At 41.1% G+C, this 20,642-nt stretch carries 16 protein-coding genes; 12 read left to right on the top strand and 4 right to left on the bottom strand.

Annotated elements, in window-relative coordinates; all coding sequences use genetic code 11:
- The first annotated feature begins 26 nt into the window (after positions 1 to 26).
- The 7 genes from PR795_RS02715 to PR795_RS02685 all read left to right on the top strand — a co-directional run bounded on the left by PR795_RS02715 (position 27) and on the right by PR795_RS02685 (position 8,337).
- Complete coding sequence (locus PR795_RS02715) at positions 27 to 2,114, top strand: peptidase domain-containing ABC transporter (RefSeq protein WP_181480718.1); 2,088 nt, start codon at positions 27 to 29, stop codon at positions 2,112 to 2,114.
- Positions 2,115 to 2,131: 17 nt separating this feature from the next.
- Complete coding sequence (locus PR795_RS02710) at positions 2,132 to 3,460, top strand: HlyD family type I secretion periplasmic adaptor subunit (protein ID WP_039861572.1); 1,329 nt, start codon at positions 2,132 to 2,134, stop codon at positions 3,458 to 3,460.
- A gap of 3 nt (positions 3,461 to 3,463) precedes the next feature.
- On the top strand, positions 3,464 to 5,554 hold the full coding sequence (locus PR795_RS02705) for a type I secretion system permease/ATPase (RefSeq protein WP_036960347.1): 2,091 nt from the start codon (positions 3,464 to 3,466) through the stop codon (positions 5,552 to 5,554).
- Between the two features lie 173 nt (positions 5,555 to 5,727).
- Positions 5,728 to 6,021, top strand: coding sequence for a LexA regulated protein (gene ybfE, locus PR795_RS02700; protein ID WP_006662178.1), 294 nt, complete (start codon positions 5,728 to 5,730; stop codon positions 6,019 to 6,021).
- A gap of 153 nt (positions 6,022 to 6,174) precedes the next feature.
- Positions 6,175 to 6,702 (top strand): flavodoxin FldA, encoded by a 528-nt coding sequence (gene fldA, locus PR795_RS02695; RefSeq protein ID WP_006657796.1) that lies wholly within the window; start codon positions 6,175 to 6,177, stop codon positions 6,700 to 6,702.
- A 232-nt stretch (positions 6,703 to 6,934) separates the two neighbouring features.
- On the top strand, positions 6,935 to 7,381 hold the full coding sequence (fur, locus tag PR795_RS02690) for a ferric iron uptake transcriptional regulator (RefSeq protein WP_006657795.1): 447 nt from the start codon (positions 6,935 to 6,937) through the stop codon (positions 7,379 to 7,381).
- Between the two features lie 434 nt (positions 7,382 to 7,815).
- The gene (locus tag PR795_RS02685) at positions 7,816 to 8,337 is read left to right on the top strand and encodes a bactofilin family protein (RefSeq protein ID WP_117584501.1); all 522 of its coding nucleotides are present in this window, start codon (positions 7,816 to 7,818) and stop codon (positions 8,335 to 8,337) included.
- Positions 8,338 to 8,518: 181 nt separating this feature from the next.
- Here the strand turns inward: PR795_RS02685 and ansB are convergent, their stop codons facing one another.
- The gene (ansB, locus tag PR795_RS02680) at positions 8,519 to 9,562 is read right to left on the bottom strand and encodes an L-asparaginase 2 (RefSeq protein WP_006657793.1); all 1,044 of its coding nucleotides are present in this window, start codon (positions 9,560 to 9,562) and stop codon (positions 8,519 to 8,521) included.
- Positions 9,563 to 9,797: 235 nt separating this feature from the next.
- Here ansB and ycaO point away from each other — a divergent pair, with 235 nt between their 5' ends.
- The 5 genes from ycaO (at position 9,798) to PR795_RS02655 (ending at position 17,026) form a co-directional block, all read left to right on the top strand.
- Positions 9,798 to 11,552, top strand: a complete 1,755-nt coding sequence (gene ycaO, locus PR795_RS02675; protein ID WP_036960343.1) for a 30S ribosomal protein S12 methylthiotransferase accessory factor YcaO — start codon at positions 9,798 to 9,800, stop codon at positions 11,550 to 11,552.
- A gap of 309 nt (positions 11,553 to 11,861) precedes the next feature.
- Positions 11,862 to 12,719 (top strand): formate transporter FocA, encoded by an 858-nt coding sequence (focA, locus tag PR795_RS02670; protein WP_006662181.1) that lies wholly within the window; start codon positions 11,862 to 11,864, stop codon positions 12,717 to 12,719.
- An 88-nt stretch (positions 12,720 to 12,807) separates the two neighbouring features.
- Positions 12,808 to 15,090 carry a formate C-acetyltransferase gene (pflB, locus tag PR795_RS02665; protein WP_006662182.1) on the top strand — a complete coding sequence of 761 codons (2,283 nt, stop codon included), beginning with the start codon at positions 12,808 to 12,810 and terminating at the stop codon, positions 15,088 to 15,090.
- 112 nt (positions 15,091 to 15,202) lie between these two features.
- A complete protein-coding gene (pflA, locus tag PR795_RS02660) occupies positions 15,203 to 15,997 on the top strand; it encodes a pyruvate formate lyase 1-activating protein (protein WP_006662183.1) in 795 nt (264 codons plus the stop codon).
- A 198-nt stretch (positions 15,998 to 16,195) separates the two neighbouring features.
- Positions 16,196 to 17,026, top strand: a complete 831-nt coding sequence (locus PR795_RS02655; RefSeq protein WP_006657787.1) for a BPSS1780 family membrane protein — start codon at positions 16,196 to 16,198, stop codon at positions 17,024 to 17,026.
- Between the two features lie 161 nt (positions 17,027 to 17,187).
- On the opposite strand, the gene serS is transcribed toward PR795_RS02655, so the two are convergent.
- The 3 genes from serS to lolA all read right to left on the bottom strand — a co-directional run bounded on the left by serS (position 17,188) and on the right by lolA (position 20,574).
- Positions 17,188 to 18,480, bottom strand: a complete 1,293-nt coding sequence (gene serS / locus PR795_RS02650) for a serine--tRNA ligase (RefSeq protein WP_006657786.1) — start codon at positions 18,478 to 18,480, stop codon at positions 17,188 to 17,190.
- A 105-nt stretch (positions 18,481 to 18,585) separates the two neighbouring features.
- Entirely contained in the window at positions 18,586 to 19,929 is a 1,344-nt protein-coding gene (locus PR795_RS02645; RefSeq protein ID WP_181480716.1) for a replication-associated recombination protein A, read from the bottom strand.
- A gap of 24 nt (positions 19,930 to 19,953) precedes the next feature.
- Positions 19,954 to 20,574 (bottom strand): outer membrane lipoprotein chaperone LolA, encoded by a 621-nt coding sequence (lolA, locus tag PR795_RS02640; protein ID WP_006657784.1) that lies wholly within the window; start codon positions 20,572 to 20,574, stop codon positions 19,954 to 19,956.
- Positions 20,575 to 20,642: the final 68 nt, after the last annotated feature.

Genomic DNA, 20,642 nt, shown 5'->3' with positions numbered 1-20,642 from the left:
AAATTACAGGATGATAAAAATACACAATGGAAAGTGTTAAAACACAATCAACGTTATATTTTATTAGCATAATTGCAAAGCTTTCTGGTGAAATCGACTATGACGATTTCAAGCAAGCCACAAAAGATATTCATCATATTGAAAATTACATTAAAGTAATAAAAGATAAATATCAGATTAAATGTAAAAATAAATATCAGCGTGATAAAAAAATAAAGAAACTCCCTTCACCCGCTATTTTATATGATAATAATGGGCATGCATTTCTTCTGGCTAATCATAATCAAGAACAGGTGCTGATTCAGCGTATTGGTCAATCCTCGCCTGAAATATGGAGCCATGAAGAACTCCAAAATAACTGGAGTGGAGATTGGCTTCACGTCAAAGTCAAACAAGGAAAATTCGATATTTCATGGTTCCAAACAGAATTCATGAAGTACCGTAGTATTATTGCATGGGTACTGGTTTTTTCCTTTATTCTACAAATTTTGGCTTTAGCTTCGCCTATTGTCATGCAAGTAATTATGGATAAAGTCCTTATTCATAATAGTTTATCCACCTTGGATGTTTTAATTTTCGGTTTAATTGTTGCTGCTATCATCGAAGTTATATTAAAAGGTCTAAGAGAGTATATTTATAACCATACCGTCAATCGTATTGATATGACGCTAGGATTAAAACTCGTTAATCATTTATTGCATATGCCTATTTCGTTTTTTAAAAATAGACAAATCGGTGCGATTGTCACTCGAGTAAAAGAATTAGAAACCATTCGAGAATTTTTAACGAGTAGCTTTTTCACACTGTGCGTTGATGTACTATTTTTATTTGTCTTCGTCTATGTGATGAACCTGCTATCCACCACACTTACCTTACTTTTCTTATGTTCAATCCCCTGCTATTTGCTGGTCGCATGGTGGCTGACACCAAAGATTGAAGCGGCAGCTCAGCAGCAGTTTGCAAATATTGCTATCAATACCTCATTTTTAACGGAAAGTGTGAATGGGATAGAGACAGCCAAAAGCTTATCCATTGAACCGAGCTTTACCCGTCGCTGGGATACACAAACTGCCGATATGAGCCAAACCAACTTTGTCTCTGGGCAAATCAGTTCTCGCTCAGAGCACATCGTCATGGTGATTGAAAAAGTCACCAGTGCCCTTGTTCTATGGGTGGGTGCGTCCGAAGTTCTCGCGTTGCAATTGACTATTGGGCAATTTATTGCTTTTCACATGATGGTCAACCACGCAAACCAACCGCTGGTGAAACTGGTGAAATTATGGGGAGACTATATTCGAACCAAAGTCGCAATAGAAAAACTGTCGCAAATAATCAACCTTCCGATAGAGCAAAGTAAAAAAGGCAATGACGTTCAACTCATTGGCAATATTCAACTACACAACATTAGCTTCCGTTATCAACCTAATATGCCTTCTATCCTCGATAACTTTAATCTTTCGATTAAAGCAGGCGAAACCATCGGTATCGTGGGTACCTCAGGTTCAGGGAAAAGCACATTAGCTCGGTTAATATTGCGTTTATATACTCCAGAACAAGGGGCAATTTACCTTGATGGCACGCCAATTTCAGCTATCGAGCTTTCATCGTTAAGGAAACAAATTGGTATTGTTTTACAAGAAAATTTTCTATTCAACCAATCTGTCTTCAATAATATTGCACAAACGAACCCCAATGCATCAATGGATCAAGTGGTGAATGCCGCAAAAATGGCGGGAGCGCATGATTTTATTCTCAAATTACCCATGGGATATGACACCGTTTTAGCTGAAGGTGGATCATCACTTTCAGGGGGACAACGCCAACGTATCGCCATCGCAAGAACCCTTTTAGCTGACCCTAAAATCATCATTTTCGATGAGGCCACCAGCGCATTAGATGACGAATCCCAAGCTATTATTCAAGAAAATATGCAAGAAATAGCCAAAGGGCGCACTGTTATTACGATTGCCCATCGCCTTTCCACAATCCGTAATCACCAACGCATTATCGTGATGCAACAGGGACAAATTGTTGAGCAAGGCAGCCACCAACAATTAATCGAAAATAATAAATTTTATAGACATTTATGGACGCTTCAGCAGTCTCTTAAATAATGACATGGATGTTAATCATGAAACGAAAATCAAACACTACCCGCTATAACAGCTTTTTACCTGCTCATTTATCTATTTTAAAAACACCACCCTCTTATTTGGCTTTTACAATGGCCATCAGCATTAGCGTCGGTATTTTTATTGCAATTGCATGGTCATATTTTGGCAAATTGGACGTTCAAGCCACTACTCAGGGAAAACTGATTGTCTCGGGAAGAACACAAACTATCCAAGCTTTTGAATTAAGCCGCTTACAACAAATCCACGTTGAAGATGGACAGCAAGTTAAACAAGGCGATCCATTACTCAGCGTCAAAGTCCTGGGTGTTGACCAAGATATTGTTAGCCTTCACTACCAGAAAAACTTTCATGCTAGTGAGGAAATGATCCACCATGCCTTACTCAATCAACAGCAAATCGAGACATCACCACGATACCCTCAGCTTTCATTAACGGAACAAGTCCAAGCAAAACTTAGCTACCAAACCATTAAAAAAGAGTATGAAACATTACTGAACGAGATAGCTAACGAAGTTCAACTTAATCGCGTGAATTACCAAGCAAGAGAACGTGAATTAAAAGATATCAATATATTGATGCATAACATTAAAAAACGACTTGATGCACACACAGCTCTGAATCAAAAACAATTGATCAGCCAAAAAGAGTTTCTAGAACAAGAACGTGAGTTATTACTCGCTAGAAAAGAGAAAACCGCCAAACAATCTGAACTCTCCATATTGAATAGCCAACACCATGCTTTACGCGAAAAGCAAGATAGGATTAATGCGCAAAAACACCAAGAATGGTATGAGAAATATCAGCAAGCTAAATTCAAATTTGTATCCCTTGAGCAAGAGCTCATTAAAAACCAAGAAAGAAACCAACTAGAAATTATTCGTGCCCCCGTTGACGGAACAGTACAACAAATTGCTATTTATACTCTCGGTGCGGTTTTACAACCAGCACAGCAATTAATGGTTATCGTTCCTAATAATCATGTACAACTCGCGGAAGTCAAAATTCTGAATAAAGATATTGGCTTTATTCAAGAAGGCTTAAAAGCTGATGTAAAAATTGATGCATTCCCTTATACACGCTACGGCACCATTGAAGGTGAACTGCTATCTATTTCCCGTGATAGTACTCAAGATGAAAACTTAGGCTTAGTGTATTTGGCTCAAATTGGTTTAAGCAGTAAACAACTATTAGTTGAAGGAGAACACATTGAATTAACGCCGGGTTTATCTATTGTTGCCGAAATAAAAACCGATAAACGTCGACTCATTGATTACCTGCTTAGCCCAATTAATGAATATACCTCCACTGCGATGAGAGAGAAGTAATCCATGGAACAGCGCAATAATAATGGCTTGGAAGCCTTAGTCTGGATAGCGAATCACTTTCAAAAAAATATCACTCAAGGGCAATTAATGCATGCTATTGGTATGCAGGGTGATTCACCAACAGATTTAGAACTCAGAGAATGTGCACAAATTATTGGTTATGAAACACAGCATGTGTCCTTGACTCAACAACAAATGCAAAATATTCCATTACCAGCCTTAATATTAATCAACCAACGTTGGCATATTATTACTCAAAACTCACCACTCACCGTCATCACGCCACAAGGTGACAGCGTAGAACCGTGGGATAATTCTGTTGATGTTCATTACTCCGTGATTCTAATTAAAGAACAATTGGAGACAGAACAAAAAAGGGCATTTGGTATTAGCTGGTTTATTCCCTCTATTATTCGCCAGCGTTTTAAACTCAAAAATGTCTTTATCCTAGCGGCAATTGTGCAACTATTTGCATTAATCAGCCCGCTACTATTTCAAAATCTGATTGATAAAGTGCTGGTTGGACGAAGCCTACCTAATTTGCACATTCTTGCGCTTGGCATACTCGCCATTGCAATTGCAGAGCCTATTTATAGCTTTATTCGTAATAAAATCTTCAGCCATACCAGCACACAAATTAGTGCAGAGTTATCCGGTAAACTCTATCGCCATTTAATGGCGTTACCGCTTAATTATTTTAAGTTAAGACCAACAGGAAAAATTATTGCTCGTGTCCGTGAATTAGCGCATATCCGTCAATTTTTGACTGGTTCAACACTTATGCTGTTCATTGACTTTATTTTTGTGATCCTGTTTGTCGCCGTCTTATTTTCGTATAGTGACATAATGACTTGGACTCTCGTCGGTTCTATGGGCGTCTTTTTTATTTTATGGATGATTTTAGGTCCCATTATTCGTCAACAGACAGAAAAATCTTACCAAGCTGATGAAAATGGCCTTACGTTTTTAACTGAATCCATTACGGGGATTGAAACCCTAAAAACTACTGCAACAGAGAAATATTTTTTTAGGCGTTGGCAGAAATTACTCAGTCAACAATTGATGCAAGGCTTTAAAGTATCCATGCGCAGCGTGGTTGCAACGCAATTGATGACATTAGTGAGTAAAATTACTACTGCGATTTTACTGTGGATTGGCGTGAACGAGGTGCTAGCAGGCAACATTACTCCAGGGGAGCTTGTCGCCTTTAATATGCTTAGCGCCCATGTAACTCAACCCATTTTGCGCTTTGCTCAAATTTGGCAAGATTTTCAGCATACGATCATTTCCCTTCGTCGCGTCGGTGATATTCTTGATAAACCTATTGAAAATGAGCGCCAAGGCATTGCTAGCTCCGCCGCTATTCAAGGCGAGATTCAGTTTCAAAACATCCGGTTTCGTTACCAACCAGAAACCCCTGAAGTCCTTAATAATCTCTGTTTATCCATCAAGGCGGGAGAATTTATTGGTATCACGGGTCCTTCTGGCTCGGGGAAAAGCACGCTAACAAAACTATTACAGCGATTATATGTTCCTCAACATGGGCAAGTTATTGTGGATGGAATGGATTTAGCCGTTGCCGATACAGTGGCATTGCGTCGTCGAATGAGTGTCGTGCTACAAGAAAGCACATTGTTTGTCGGAACAATTGCAGAAAATATTCGTTTAAGTTACCCACAAGCAAATGAGCAACAATTAATTCATGCAGCAAAACTTGCAGGTGCGTATGAATTTATTATGTCATTGCCTAATAATTTTAATTATCATTTATCTGAAAAAGGGTTAAATCTTTCAGGCGGGCAGCGTCAGCGCATTGCGTTAGCTCGAGCATTAATTACTGAGCCCGATATTTTAATTCTTGATGAGGCTACATCCGCATTAGATTACGAATCGGAATCTGCCATCATGCAAAACATGCCATTAATTTCACAAGGTAGAACGGTAATTAGCATCGCCCACCGTCTCAATACCATCATGAACGCCGATAAAATTTACGTGATTTGCAATGGGGAAGTGACTGAAACGGAAACCCATGAAAACCTCCTTAAATTGAATGGCATTTATGCAAATTTATGGCAGCAGCAGACTCGTTGACCTGAACAAAAAAGCATCTCCCCCTCGTTGGGTGATGCTTTTTTCTTAAAAGTGCTTTTTTTTTAATCTATTAGATGAATTAGCTGGGTATGCACCTATGGTACTAGGGATTCAGCTAGGGTATCATTGCGCGCTGAAATACTGGCACACCCCTTCCGTTAGCAATAGTAGATATGGCAAAAGAACAAACTGATCGCACGACACTGGATTTGTTCGCAGAAGAACGCAGGCCTGGGCGACCAAAAACTAGCCCGTTGTCGCGGGATGAACAATTAAGAATTAACAAACGAAATCAGCTCAAACGGGATAAAGTCAAAGGACTGCGTCGAGTTGAGCTGAAATTAAATGAAGACGCTGTCGCAGTCTTAAACCAATTAGCTGAAGAGAAAAATATAAGCCGAAGTGAGCTAATTGAAGAAATTTTGATGGCTCAACTTGAGCAGGTTAGTGAGACAATTGACCACTAGCTGTGTCTGAATGAATCACACAAATTTGACAGACTAACACCGTTTTTTTCGCCAAAATAAGGCGCAAATTTTACCTATTTTCGTTCTATTTTTAATTCTAGTAGAATCAACAAGTTAAACTCTCTGCTAGAAAAACAAGAGGTTAATCAATTTATGGCAGTTATAGGCATTTTCTTCGGAAGTGACACAGGTAACACAGAAAATATTGCCAAAATGATCCAAGAAAGATTAGGCAAAGATGTTGCAGAAGTTCACGATATTGCTAAGTGCAGCAAAGAAGATATCGAAGCATTTGATATCCTACTTCTCGGCATCCCGACGTGGTATTACGGTGAAGCTCAATGTGATTGGGATGATTTTTTCCCAACATTAGAAGAAATTGATTTTGACGGTAAACTTGTCGCGCTGTTTGGTTGTGGAGACCAAGAAGACTACGCAGAATATTTCTGTGATGCGATGGGTACCATCCGTGACATCATTGAGCCCCGCGGCGCAGTCATTGTGGGACACTGGCCAACAGAAGGCTACCACTTTGAAGCCTCTAAAGGTATGGCTGATGATACTCACTTTATCGGTCTTGCTATCGATGAAGATCGTCAACCAGAGCTTACCGAAGAGCGTGTTAATGCTTGGGTTAAACAGATCTCTGAAGAGATGTCGCTGGCTGAAATCCTTGGCTAATAATGACATTGATTGTCAATTAAAAGCGAGCACTGTTAGATATGATGGCTCATTCGTCCACCACATTAAGGGACTCGCTTTTAAGCTCGAATCAAAATAATGAGACAATGCATGGTTTCTATTTTTATTTTCCATGCCTATAATTGTAAATCAGTTTAGAAGACAACTGGATTTTTGTTAAAAACGTCTCATTATTGTTAAATTTATGATTTAAAATACAGGACAAGCCCGCATGACAGACAATAATAAAGCATTGAAAAATGCAGGACTCAAAGTCACTCTTCCAAGATTGAAGATTTTGGAAGTACTTCAGGAGCCTGAGTGCCATCACGTCAGTGCGGAAGATCTCTACAAGAAGCTGATTGATATTGGTGAAGAAATCGGGTTAGCAACTGTCTATCGCGTATTAAACCAATTTGATGATGCTGGTATTGTGACACGTCACAATTTCGAAGGTGGAAAATCCGTATTTGAATTAACTCAGCAACATCACCATGACCACCTAATTTGTTTAGATTGTGGCAAGGTTATCGAATTTACAGACGAATCAATCGAAAAACGCCAGCATGATATCGCTGCACGTCACGGTATTAAACTGTCTAACCACAGTTTATATCTGTATGGACACTGCGCTGAAGGTAATTGTCGCGAAAATACTGAAGCACACGAAGCAAAATAATCACATTATCAATCGCTTCTTTCTTTTAAAGGAAGCGATTTAATTAAGACGTGATTTAATGCTGAGAATACCCACTTAATGTTCATTGTGGGTATTTTTATTTAACCCTTCTTAACATCTCCCTATTTCCATTCTATATCTGAAAAATAACGACTATTTTTTAAAAACTCATGCCTTTATTTCTTCAGATAAAACTAAAATCATCCTCTATTCTTTAATTTGTTATGTGTTATTTTAATTTATACTGATGCTTAAATTTATGTGTAAGAGATTAAAAGATGAAAAAAGCCTATCTGTTTTTGAACATAAGTTTTTTCTTCTGGTTTCTTACTTTGATAGCGTGGTTTTTTAGATATACCGTTGTGGCATCTCTTGCCTTTATATCTTCAATCATTTGTTTGGTTCTATACTTCAATTTCAAAAAGGTTAGTCACATGTTCAATAAAAAACAAAACAAACCAGAGCCCACTCCCACTATCAATAAAGAAGAAATCATTCAACAGATCGCTGAGGAAAAAATGCAAGTATCATCACCGACGGTCAGTGAAGAAAAAACCAATACTATCATTGCCAAAGATGTCGTATTTGAAGGCAATGTGACCTCCAATGAGCAAGTGCATATTTATGGTACTGTGATTGGTAATATTACTGGCAAAAATAACACCGTAAAAATTATGCAAAATGGGCATGTTACCGGCAATATTACGAGTAATGAATTGTGGGTAAACGGTAAAGTTGAAGGGGAATGTATTTCGGAAACCATCAGCATTGATACCAATGGCGAAATTTATGGGACTATCCGCTATTCGAATTTATCCATCAAAAAAGGCGGAATATTTTCTGGGCTTGCTGAAGTTAAATCTGCCACACAATCGACAGGAAACGTAACTGCATTTAAAGAAAAAAATAAGCAAGAAAAATCCGATCCTCAAACGCCCGAAGTCGGTGCTTTATAATTAATTTTGTTAAATATATGATACATAAATACTCGATAATAAACTTTATTACCTATCTTATAGGAATTTATTATCGAGTTATTTTGATTATTTAAATGTGATTACTAATCAAGAAACACATTCTAGATGTAGTTATAAAAACATAATCAAGGCGACATTTCTGCCGCCTATTCTTAGAGAATTAATATTGCTCAAACATTTCTTGAATCTTTTTCGGATCTTTTGTTTGAGTCAGTGCTAATTGTAATAATACGCGTGATTTTTGTGGATTTAATCTTTCGGAAGCCACAAAGCCATATTCATTGTCATTCACTTCAGCATTACGTGTTGTATAGCCTGTTGGAACTCGGCTAGAGCGCACAACAACCACATCTTCTTTTGCCGCATTCGCGAGTGCATCAAAAATGGTCTTATACATATTGCCGTTACCTACCCCCGCACTGACGATACCTTTAACTCCTTCTTCACGTAGCGCTTTTACTGGTGCAGCCGAAGCATTTGCATAGTTATAAACGATACCGACTTCCGGCAATTTATCTAATTTACTCACATCAAAAACAGGCTTGTCACCGCGAGGCTGAGCAGCTTGGTAGTAAGTCACTTTACCATCATGAATATAACCTTCAGCTCCCGCATTCACCGCGTCGAATGCTTGAACTTCCGTTGTACTCATTTTCATCACATTACGACCCTGAATCACTTTGTCATTCATTGCCATCAGCACGCCTCGCTCCCCTGCTGATTTGTCAGATGCCAGTACCACGGCATTGTACAAATTCAATGGACCGTCGGCCCCCAAGGCAGTAGAAGGACGCATCGCACCAACCATTACAATGGGTTTTTTACATGCTGTAGTCAAATCGAGGAAAAAGGCAGTCTCTTCCATGGTGTCAGTACCATGAGTGATGACAAAACCATCGGTTTTATTACAATCTTGGTTGATTTTTTTAGCGAGGGTTAGCCACACTTGATCATTCATATCTTGAGAACCGATGTTCACAAGCTGCTCACCACTAAGATTGGCAATTTTTTTAGTTTCTGGTACCGCATTAAGTAAAGAATCAATCCCCACCTTACCCGCTTGATAGCTCGAGCCAGTTGCTGATTCTCCCCCACCAGCGATCGTCCCGCCTGTTGCCAACACAGTAATATTCGGTTGTGCAAATGCAGATGCAGCAAACAATGAAACCAATGTGGCTAACAGTGCTTTATTACGGTTTTTCATCCTATTTTCCTTTAACTAAAATTGACGAACATGATATTAAAAATAAACTCACGTTATTATGTGGATTTAATCCGAGAGTTTTGTGATCCGCTTAGTCATTTTAGTAAATTCTAATTTTTTGCCTGTTTTCTGTCTTGAATAAAAAACAGGAACTCAGCATAAAAAGCGTGAGCAATCTGGGAAAAATCCGTATCATAGTCGCTATCTGAAACAAGCCATTTACAAGTGACTGACAATGAGCCAAACATTTATTCCCGGCAAAGATGCCGCACTCGAAGTCTCCATTGAAGCATTCCAAACTAAACTGAAAAATCTAGGATTCGATATCGAAGAGGCCTCTTGGCTAAATCCCGTACCGAACGTTTGGTCCGTTCATATCCGTGATAAGGAATGCCCACTGTGCTTTACCAATGGTAAAGGCGCCAGTAAAAAAGCGGCATTAGCTTCTGCACTTGGCGAGTATTTTGAACGTTTATCCACAAACTATTTCTTTGCGGATTTTTATCTGGGTAAATCTATCGCTGAAGGGGACTTCGTCCATTATCCTAATGAGAAATGGTTCCCGCTCACCGAAGACGACAGCCTACCAGAAGGTTTATTAGATGAGCGCTTAGTTGCGTTTTACGATCCTGATAATGCACTCGCTGGCAGCCAACTTATCGACCTGCAATCTGGCAATGAAGAACGTGGTATCTGCGCCCTTCCATTTACACGCCAATCAGATAATCGTACCGTCTATATTCCGATGAATATTGTGGGTAACCTGTATGTATCCAATGGGATGTCCGCAGGAAACACCGCCAATGAAGCGCGAGTTCAAGGGTTATCCGAAGTGTTCGAACGCTTTGTGAAAAATAAAATTATTGCTGAAAGCATTAGCTTACCGACAATTCCTGCCGAAGTGATGGCTCGCTATCCAGGTGTCGTTGCAGCGATTGAAACGTTAGAAAACGAAGGTTTCCCAATCTTCAGCTACGATGCATCTTTAGGTGGGGAATTCCCTGTTATCTGTGTTGTGTTATTTAACCCACAAAACGGAACGTGTTTTGCCTCTTTCGGTGCACACCCTGATTTTGGTGTTGCATTAGAGCGTACCGTAACTGAATTGCTGCAAGGCCGTGGTCTGAAAGACTTAGATGTCTTTAACGCCCCAACCTTTGACGATGAAGAAGTGGGTGAACACACGAACTTAGAAACTCACTTTATCGATTCTAGCGGTTTAATTAGCTGGGATACGTTTAAAGATGATGCGGATTATCCATTCGTAGATTGGAGCTTTAAAGGGACCACGACCGAAGAGTTCGCCACATTAATGGCCATCTTCAATAAGCTTGATGCGGAAGTTTATATTGCGGACTATAGCCATTTAGGCGTATACGCATGCCGTATTTTGGTACCAGGCATGTCCGATATCTATCCTGTCGAAGATTTGCACATTGCTAACAATGCGATGGGGGCTTACCTGCGTGACACCATCATGGCGCTGCCAGATAGCCAATGGGAAAAAGAAGATTACCTCGCTTTAATTGAACAGTTAGATGATGACGGTTTAGATGACTTTACCCGCGTACGCGAGCTGTTAGGTTTAGCCGTTGGCAAAGATAATGGCTGGAGTAACCTGCGCATCGGTGAATTGAAATCAATGCTGGCGCTCGCAGGTGGTGATCTTGAACAAGCACTGGCTTGGGTCGAATGGACACAAGACTTCAACAGTTCAGTATTCACGCCTGAACGTGCCAACTACTATCGTTGCTTGCACACCTTACTGCTGCTTTCTCAAGAAGAAGAGAGAGAACCTACTCAATATTATCAAGCATTTGTTCGTATGTATGGGCAAGAAGCGGTGGATGCAGCATCCGCAGCAATCGCCGGTGAATCGTGTTTCTATGGATTATGGTCAGTAGATGCAGAATTAAAAGCATTACCGGCTCATCAAGGACTACTCGCTGCTTACGAAAAGCTGCAAAGAGCCAAGCGCGCTAACGCGTAATTGACGACAATAAGATAAAGGCCTTCGGGCTTTTATCTTTACTTAAGCAATATTTAATTTCAATCACATAATAATTATCGATATTCGTTAACAATCATCTGTAACATTTTACTTCTGAAGACCGTTTTCCGTGGTTTTATAAAAATTTTTTATAATTAAATCATAATGTTACATTTAATTTTGACGATTTTAGACCTATTTTACCCCCGTTCTCTTAACACTTCATGATCCACATCAAATTTATCACCACACCCGTTTGTTACTATAATTGCGTGCTATAATTAATCAACTTTGTAAGAGAGTGTTGGTATGAAAGCTGACAACCCTTTTAATTTATTACCCCCTGCTGTAATGGCTCAAGTCGCTAATGATGTGGGCGTTTATAAAGTCAACAAACACCCCGCCATGACTTACTTGTCAGCATTCACCGCTGGTATCTTTATCTCTATCGCTTTTGTGTTCTATATCACAGCTACTACGGGTACCGCGAGTGCGCCTTATGGCTTCACCAAACTGATTGGGGGCATCTGCTTCTCTCTTGGATTAATGTTGGTAGTAGTCTGTGGAGCCGACTTATTTACATCCACTGTTTTAACCGTTGTTGCTAAAGCCACAGGAAAAATCTCTTGGGGTCAAATGCTCCTCAACTGGTTCCACGTTTATATTGGCAACTTAGTCGGCGCACTGTTTTTTGTCGCGGTTATTTGGTTTGCAGGGCAATATGTTGCCGCAAACGGTCAATGGGGTTTGAACGTACTACAAACCGCCAACTACAAACTACACCACACTTTTGTGGAAGCTGTCTTCCTTGGTATTTTAGCTAACTTAATGGTTTGCTTAGCTGTTTGGATGAGTTATGCCGGTCGTAGCCTAACCGATAAATTTGTCGCCTTGATTCTGCCTGTTGCGATGTTCGTCGCCAGCGGTTTTGAGCACAGTATCGCAAATATGTTTATGATCCCTATGGGTATCATGATTAAAGAATTCGCCCCTGTTGAATTTTGGACTCAAATCAACATGGCACCTGAGCAATTCGCTAACCTAACGGTTGGGAACTTTATCAGTGACAATTTAATACCAGTGACTATCGGAAATATTATTGGCGGCGCAGTGTTAGTCGGCCTAGTTTACTGGTTAATGCATCTGCGTAATAACGAAAAACATTAATCGAAATTTATTAATATAATTGTTATTACACGTACACAAAGATTTATTAAGATCCCTCAAAGATCCATTGTTAAAAGGTAAAAGTATCATGTCCGAATTAAATGAAAAATTCGCTTTAGCATGGCAAGGTTTTAGCCAAGGTGACTGGCAGAATAACGTCAACGTCCGTGACTTTATTCAGAAAAACTATACTCCGTATGAAGGTGATGAATCTTTCTTAGCAGGCTCAACTCCAGCAACTGATAAGCTGTGGGAAAAAGTCATGGAAGGGATCAAAATCGAAAACCGCACTCACGCGCCAGTTGATTTTGATACAGACCTTGCATCAACAATCACTTCCCATGATGCTGGTTACATTAACAAAGAATTAGAAACTATCGTTGGTCTACAAACTGACGCACCTCTGAAACGTGGTCTTATCCCGTTCGGTGGTATCAAAATGGTTGAAGGTTCATGTAAAGCTTATGATCGTACTTTAGATCCTAGCCTGAAAAAAATCTTCACTGAATACCGTAAAACTCACAACCAAGGTGTTTTCGATGTTTATACTCCAGACATCTTAAAATGCCGTAAATCCGGTATCTTAACCGGTTTACCAGATGCCTATGGTCGTGGTCGTATCATCGGTGACTACCGTCGTGTTGCTCTGTACGGTATTGATTTCCTGATGAAAGACAAATTCAACCAATTCACTTCTCTGCAAGAAAGATTAGAGAAAGGTGAAGACCTGCAAATGACTATCCAATTGCGCGAAGAAATTGCTGAGCAACATCGTGCACTGGGTCAAATCAAAGAGATGGCAGCTAAATATGGCTACGACATCTCTGGTCCTGCAACTAACGCACAAGAAGCAGTTCAATGGACTTACTTCGGTTACTTAGCGGCTGTTAAATCTCAAAACGGTGCGGCAATGTCATTTGGTCGTGTATCTACGTTCTTAGACGTGTACATCCAACGAGACTTAGATGCAGGTAAAATCACAGAAGAACAAGCGCAAGAACTGATTGACCACTTAGTCATGAAACTGCGTATGGTTCGTTTCTTACGTACACCTGAATACGATGAGCTGTTCTCTGGTGACCCAATTTGGGCAACAGAATCACTGGCAGGTATGGGTCTTGATGGCCGTACTATGGTGACTAAAAACACCTTCCGTTTCCTGAACACACTGTATACCATGGGCCCATCTCCAGAGCCTAACATGACTATCCTGTGGTCAGAAAAACTGCCAATGAACTTCAAAAAGTTCGCAGCAAAAGTCTCTATCGACACCTCTTCTGTACAGTATGAAAACGACGACTTAATGCGTCCTGACTTCAACAATGATGACTACGCAATCGCATGTTGCGTAAGCCCAATGATTGTTGGTAAACAAATGCAGTTCTTCGGCGCTCGTGCAAACTTAGCGAAAACAATGCTGTACACCATCAATGGTGGTGTGGACGAGAAACTGAAAATGCAAGTGGGTCCTAAACACGCACCTATCATGGATGAAGTCCTCGACTTCGATACCGTGATGGACAAAATGGACCACTTCATGGACTGGTTAGCAACTCAGTACGTTACTGCGCTGAACTGCATCCACTTCATGCATGATAAATACAGCTATGAAGCAGCACTGATGGCGCTTCATGACCGTGATGTTTACCGTACAATGGCATGTGGTATCGCAGGTCTGTCTGTTGCTGCTGACTCACTGTCTGCAATCAAGTACGCAAAAGTTAAACCAATTCGTGATGAAGACGGTATCGCTATCGACTTCGAAATCGAAGGTGAATATCCACAATTTGGTAACAATGACCCACGTGTTGATGATATCGCTTGTGACTTAGTAGAACGTTTCATGAAGAAAATTCAGAAACTGCCTACTTACCGTAACGCGGTTCCAACTCAGTCTGTTCTGACCATTACTTCTAACGTTGTGTATGGTAAGAAAACAGGTAACACCCCAGATGGTCGTCGCGCTGGTGCACCATTCGGACCAGGTGCTAACCCAATGCACGGTCGTGACCAAAAAGGTGCGGTAGCATCTCTGACTTCTGTTGCTAAACTGCCATTTGCTTACGCAAAAGATGGTATCTCTTATACCTTCTCTATCGTGCCAAATGCGTTAGGTAAAGATGACGAAGTTCGTAAAACTAACTTAGCGGGTCTGATGGATGGTTACTTCCATCATGAATCTTCTATCGAAGGCGGTCAGCACTTAAACGTGAACGTGATGAACCGTGAAATGCTGTTAGATGCGATGGAAAACCCAGAGAAATATCCACAACTGACTATCCGTGTATCAGGATATGCAGTGCGCTTTAACTCTCTGACTAAAGAACAGCAGCAAGACGTTATTACTCGTACTTTCACCAGTACTCTGTAATACTGCGCTAAGATTCTATAACGTAAAATAAATAAAAGGCCCCTCCCATTGGGGCCTTTCTATCTTAGTCAAAGATAAGAGATTATAATTCTACATTCTGTGAGTTCCTGCTATGTCAACAACGCAAAAGACTATTCCAACGACTGAAATTTCGACCACCTCGCCACCCGCGACGTTTGGACGAATTCACTCTTTTGAATCCTGTGGTACCGTCGACGGTCCAGGGATCCGCTTTATCGTTTTCTTCCAAGGCTGCCTAATGCGCTGCCTGTATTGCCATAACCGTGATACTTGGGATACCCATACAGGCAACATGGTTACCGTTGATGAGTTAATGAAAGAAGCGGTCACTTACCGCCATTTTATGAACGCAACCGGCGGTGGTGTCACGGCATCAGGTGGTGAAGCTATTTTACAGGCTGATTTTGTCCGTGATTGGTTCCGTGCCTGCAAAAAAGAGAACATTCATACATGCTTAGACACTAACGGGTTTGTTCGTCGCTATGACCCTGTCATTGATGAGCTAATGGATGTCACTGATCTTGTCATGCTAGATTTGAAACAGCTTGATGACGAAATTCACCAAAAACTGGTTGGGGTTTCCAATCATCGCACTTTAGAATTTGCCCGCTACCTTGCAAAACGTAACCAAAAAACGTGGATCCGTTATGTTGTCGTGCCAGGTTGGAGTGACGATGACCACTCTGTCCATATGCTAGGTGAGTTTGTCAAAGATATGGATAATATCGAGAAAATTGAATTACTCCCTTACCATGAACTCGGCAAGCACAAATGGGAAACCATGGGTGAAGAGTACAAACTTGATGGCGTGAGACCACCGTCAAAAGAGGTAATGGAAAGAGTCAAAAGTATCCTCGAAAGCTACGGCAAAAAAGTCATGTACTAATTTCTTCATAGGCTCCCTTCTGGGAGCCTATTTCATATAATCTCTTCGCATCCGACCTCTCTTCTCGTTACCAGATTACTCTGCTTTGAACAGGCACGGTTTTTAGGCATAATCCGCACGTTAAATTTAATTTATTAATAGCAACATAACTCTATAATAAATATTGCTAATTCATCACTACTAAATAGGTCACTCACTATGAACAATGAACACGATAATGTTGATAACGACATTTCGCCTATGACACCACCCGAGCCCATCGATAGCTTTGTATTTACACCAGAACCTAATGCCGTTCAAGCAGGTGAAGGGGTTGAGTGGATCAGCCAAGCATGGGCACTGGTCAAGGAAAAATTAGGGATGTGGATCCTCATTAACATCGTCTTTTTCCTGATTATTTTTGCCATGGCTTTCTTGCCACTCGTTAGCATGTTCGTCAGCTTTGTTACGCCTGTTTTTGTGGGTGGGATTATTGCCATTTGCGAAAATCAGCGCAAAACCGGTGAAGCGGATATTGGCTTACTTTTCTCTGGATTCCAAAAGAAATTTGGTGAACTGTTTGCTGTCGGCGCCATTAACTTCGCCGCAAATATGGTAGGCATGTTAATTGCGTTCCTCATCGCAGGTTCCGCAATCTTTAGTTTAGTGATGCAAGCCGATCAATATGATGGAATTTCTGATGCTGCATTTTTCGCATCAACGGGGTCATTTGTCTTCGCTGGAATTGTCATGGCATTAGCCAGCTTATTTGGTACCGCATTGACGTGGTTTGCCCCTGCGTTAATCATGAACCATGACTTTAAAATTGGTACTTCTATTTCCGCCAGCTTACAAGCCGTCAAGAAAAACCTATTGCCTGGTTTCCTATTCTTCCTGATTGCCATGGTACTGATGTTTGTCTCTATCATTCCTTTTGGATTAGGTCTGTTTATTTCTATGCCAATTATGTATGCGACATACTACAGCACATACCGCAGTATCTTTTTTACCGAGACTAAACAGTCACAAACCAGCTCATTGATTATGTAATCACAGCTGAGATATCGTGCTCATTTGCTTTGTTGATGGTTTGCAATTTAAAACGACTCAAATCCCCCATTGAGAAACATTTGGGGGATTTTTTATGTGCAAATAAAAAAGGCTGAGCCCAGTTTAAAACTAGACTCAGCCTTTAACGCCTAATATATCAATTAACCGATATATTCTAAGCCATTCATATACGGACGTAATACCTCAGGCACTTCAATACGACCATCCGCTTGCTGGTAATTTTCCAGCACAGCAACCAGAGTACGACCTACCGCTAAACCAGAACCATTCAATGTATGAACCAGTTGGGTTTTCTTATCACTCTTACCACGGAAACGTGCTTGCATACGACGGGCTTGGAAATCCCACATATTTGAGCAAGAAGAGATTTCACGATACGTATTTTGCGCAGGTAACCAGACTTCTAAGTCGTAAGTTTTGCGAGAACCGAAACCAATGTCACCAGTACACAGTAATACTTTACGGTACGGTAAGTTCAATAATTGCAGAACTTTCTCAGCGTGCCCCGTTAACTCTTCCAATGCTGCCATTGATTTTTCTGGATGCACAATTTGCACTAATTCGACTTTATCAAACTGGTGCATACGGATCAGACCGCGCGTATCACGACCATAAGATCCTGCTTCTGAACGGAAGCATGGGGTATGAGCCGTCATTTTCAGAGGAAGCGCGTCTTCATCTAAAATTTCATCACGCACTAAGTTAGTCACAGGCACTTCCGCCGTTGGGATCAACGCATAAGTGCTGCTATCCGCTTCTTCTTCCAATGGTTTAGTGTGGAATAAGTCTTCACCAAATTTAGGTAACTGACCTGTACCATACAGAGTGGCATGGTTGACTAAATAAGGTACATACAGCTCTTGGTAGCCATGTTTTTCTGTGTGCAAGTCCAGCATAAACTGAGCTAATGCACGATGCATACGTGCAATTTGACCTTTCATCACAACAAAACGTGCGCCAGTCAGTTTCACCGCAGCAGGGAAATCTAAACCACCAGCCAGTTCGCCTAAGCTCACATGATCTTTGACTTCAAAATCATATTGGCGCGGTTCACCCCAACGAGAAACTTCCAAGTTTTCTGAATCATCTTTACCATCTGGTACTTCATCATCAGGAATATTCGGGATACTTAATGCAATATCACGGATTTCTTGTTGCAGTTTATCTAACTCTGCTTTAGCAGCATCCAATTTTTCGCCTAATTGGTTCACTTCCAGACGTAATGGCTCAATATCTTCACCACGCGCTTTAGCTGCACCAATAGTTTTCGATCGCGAGTTACGGTCTGCTTGCAGGGTTTCAGTTTCAACTTGTAAAACTTTGCGGCGTTCTTCTAATTCACGCAGCTTTTCCACATCAAGGGTAAAACCCCTGCGAGCCAGTTTTGTAGCAACCGCGTCTAGCTCCGTACGCAGTAAATTTGGATCGAGCATGCTTATCCTGTGATTTTGTTAGTCAATTGTGAGAACGAATATAACGCGCTCCGGCGTTATATTTAAATTATTTTATTGCGTTATAACCTTATCGCATTGACCCGCTTAGCGATAGCGTTTTGTTGCGCTATTTTGATCTTGTTGGGCTAACCAGTCGAGTTTTTCGGCAATTTTGCCTTCTAGCCCACGCGCGGTTGGATAATAGTATTGCGTCGCTTTCATCGGCTCAGGGAAATAGTTTTCACCCGCCGCATACGCGTTAGGCTCATCATGAGCATAACGATACTCTTTGCCAACCCCTAACTCTTTCATTAACTTAGTGGGGGCATTTCTTAAGTGCTCAGGAACATCATAATCTGGCTGCATCTGAGCATCTTTAATCGCGGCTTTATACGCGGTATACACGGCGTTACTTTTCGGGGCACATGCAAGATATACAATGGCTTGAGCAATCGCACGCTCACCTTCTGCAGGCCCTACACGGGTAAAACAATCCCACGCTGAAATAGCGACCTGCATTGCACGAGGATCTGCATTTCCGATATCTTCTGACGCGATTGCTAATAAGCGGCGAGCAACATAGAGTGGGTCACCACCCGCCGTGATAATGCGGGCATACCAATAAAGAGCGGCATCAGGCGCAGAGCCACGAACAGATTTATGAAGTGCTGAAATCAAGTCATAGTAACGGTCGCCTTTATTATCAAAACGAGCCGCTCGTTCGCCACTGACTTCTTTGAGTAACTCCGCCGTTAAAATACGCTGACCTTGATTATCAGCCTCAGCCATATCCGCCATCATTTCTAGCAGATTTAACGAACGTCGCGCATCCCCATTGACTAAGTCAGCAATCATTTTTCTTGTGCTATCGGGGAGAATAATATTTTGCCCGCCTAATCCGCGAACACTATCCCCGAGAGCTTGAAGTAACACCTCTTCAATTTCGCTACTTTCTAATGATTTTAATAAATAGACTCTCGCACGAGAAAGCAGTGCTGAATTAAGCTCGAATGAAGGGTTTTCCGTTGTCGCGCCAATGAAGGTGATCGTCCCGTCTTCAATGTGGGGTAAAAAAGCATCTTGCTGGCTTTTGTTAAACCGATGAACTTCATCCACAAACAGAATAGTTCTGCGCCCTGCACTAAGATTCTGGCGCGCTTTTTCGATAGACTCACGGATCTCTTTGATCCCCGAAGTCACTGCCGAGATGCGCTCGATATCTGCTTGTGCATAGTGACCAATAACTTCAGCCAATGTAGTTTTACCCGTTCCCGGAGGTCCCCACAAGATCATCGAGTGTAAATGACCTGCCCTAATCGCTCTTGATAACGGTTTACCTTCGGCAAGTAAATGCTTTTGACCTATATATTGCTCAAGGGTTTCTGGCCGCATACGTGCAGCCAGTGGTTGAAATTCATTTTGTGAAAAATCGAGAGACAAGTTACCCACGAGATCCTCTTTACCCCCTAGAGATTAGTGAGCGCGAGAACGCTGGTCATCCAAAGTGACCCCTTTCGGTACCGTAAATTTAAATTTACTTGGATCAACTGGCCCATTTTTTTGCTGTTTTAGTTGATATGCGCTCGTTTGGCCATCTTGCTCAACCGCAGCAAATTTTTCGATCGTACCTTGTGGGTTAACGGTAATAGAGAAACTTTTTAGCGTGCCATTAGTTTGTTTTGGCTTTAAATCAAACGTATTACCCTGTTGAACGATCGAGTACTGTTTCCAATCTTGAGGATTATTACGCGTTAATAGTAAAAATGGCGTATCTTGCGTTGCATCTGCCAAATTCGTTACTGTGACTTGTTCGACAAACGGGTTATAAAACCAGAGGTTCTTGCCGTCTGACACCAACACACTTTCATCTGGCGAAGTCATATTCCAGTTAAATAGGTTAGGACGTTCAATCCATAAGTCACCAACACCTTCTTGGATCAAATCACCTTCTGGACTAGTGACTTTTTGTGAGAAGCTTGCTTGGAAGCTATTCACCTTACTCAGGCGGTCTTGAAGGTCTTGACTCGCATCTGCCAATACTTGACCTACGTTTAAACTCAGGGCTAATGCACCTAATAACATCATTTTTTTCATCGAGAAAAGACCTTTAAATTAATACCTCAAGCGGCGTATGTCTTTATACACCCCTTGAATTAAACCAG

The organism is Providencia sp. PROV209 (assembly GCF_028479485.1).
GTDB lineage: Bacteria > Pseudomonadota > Gammaproteobacteria > Enterobacterales > Enterobacteriaceae > Providencia > Providencia alcalifaciens.
Note: the sequence above shows the minus strand (reverse complement) of the source record. Positions and strands in the feature narration are given on the sequence as shown.

Excerpts from the sequence above, each read along its gene's own strand:
- ansB (WP_006657793.1), bottom strand. The coding sequence starts at position 9,562 with ATGAAAAACCGTAATAAAGCACTGTTAGCCACATTGGTTTCATTGTTT.
- PR795_RS02705 (WP_036960347.1), top strand. The coding sequence starts at position 3,464 with ATGGAACAGCGCAATAATAATGGCTTGGAAGCCTTAGTCTGGATAGCG.
- pflB (WP_006662182.1), top strand. The coding sequence starts at position 12,808 with ATGTCCGAATTAAATGAAAAATTCGCTTTAGCATGGCAAGGTTTTAGC.
- serS (WP_006657786.1), bottom strand. The coding sequence starts at position 18,480 with ATGCTCGATCCAAATTTACTGCGTACGGAGCTAGACGCGGTTGCTACA.
- focA (WP_006662181.1), top strand. The coding sequence starts at position 11,862 with ATGAAAGCTGACAACCCTTTTAATTTATTACCCCCTGCTGTAATGGCT.
- ybfE (WP_006662178.1), top strand. The coding sequence starts at position 5,728 with ATGGCAAAAGAACAAACTGATCGCACGACACTGGATTTGTTCGCAGAA.
- lolA (WP_006657784.1), bottom strand. The coding sequence starts at position 20,574 with ATGAAAAAAATGATGTTATTAGGTGCATTAGCCCTGAGTTTAAACGTA.
- PR795_RS02655 (WP_006657787.1), top strand. The coding sequence starts at position 16,196 with ATGAACAATGAACACGATAATGTTGATAACGACATTTCGCCTATGACA.
- ycaO (WP_036960343.1), top strand. The coding sequence starts at position 9,798 with ATGAGCCAAACATTTATTCCCGGCAAAGATGCCGCACTCGAAGTCTCC.
- pflA (WP_006662183.1), top strand. The coding sequence starts at position 15,203 with ATGTCAACAACGCAAAAGACTATTCCAACGACTGAAATTTCGACCACC.
- fldA (WP_006657796.1), top strand. The coding sequence starts at position 6,175 with ATGGCAGTTATAGGCATTTTCTTCGGAAGTGACACAGGTAACACAGAA.
- PR795_RS02710 (WP_039861572.1), top strand. The coding sequence starts at position 2,132 with ATGAAACGAAAATCAAACACTACCCGCTATAACAGCTTTTTACCTGCT.
- PR795_RS02715 (WP_181480718.1), top strand. The coding sequence starts at position 27 with ATGGAAAGTGTTAAAACACAATCAACGTTATATTTTATTAGCATAATT.
- fur (WP_006657795.1), top strand. The coding sequence starts at position 6,935 with ATGACAGACAATAATAAAGCATTGAAAAATGCAGGACTCAAAGTCACT.
- PR795_RS02685 (WP_117584501.1), top strand. The coding sequence starts at position 7,816 with ATGTTCAATAAAAAACAAAACAAACCAGAGCCCACTCCCACTATCAAT.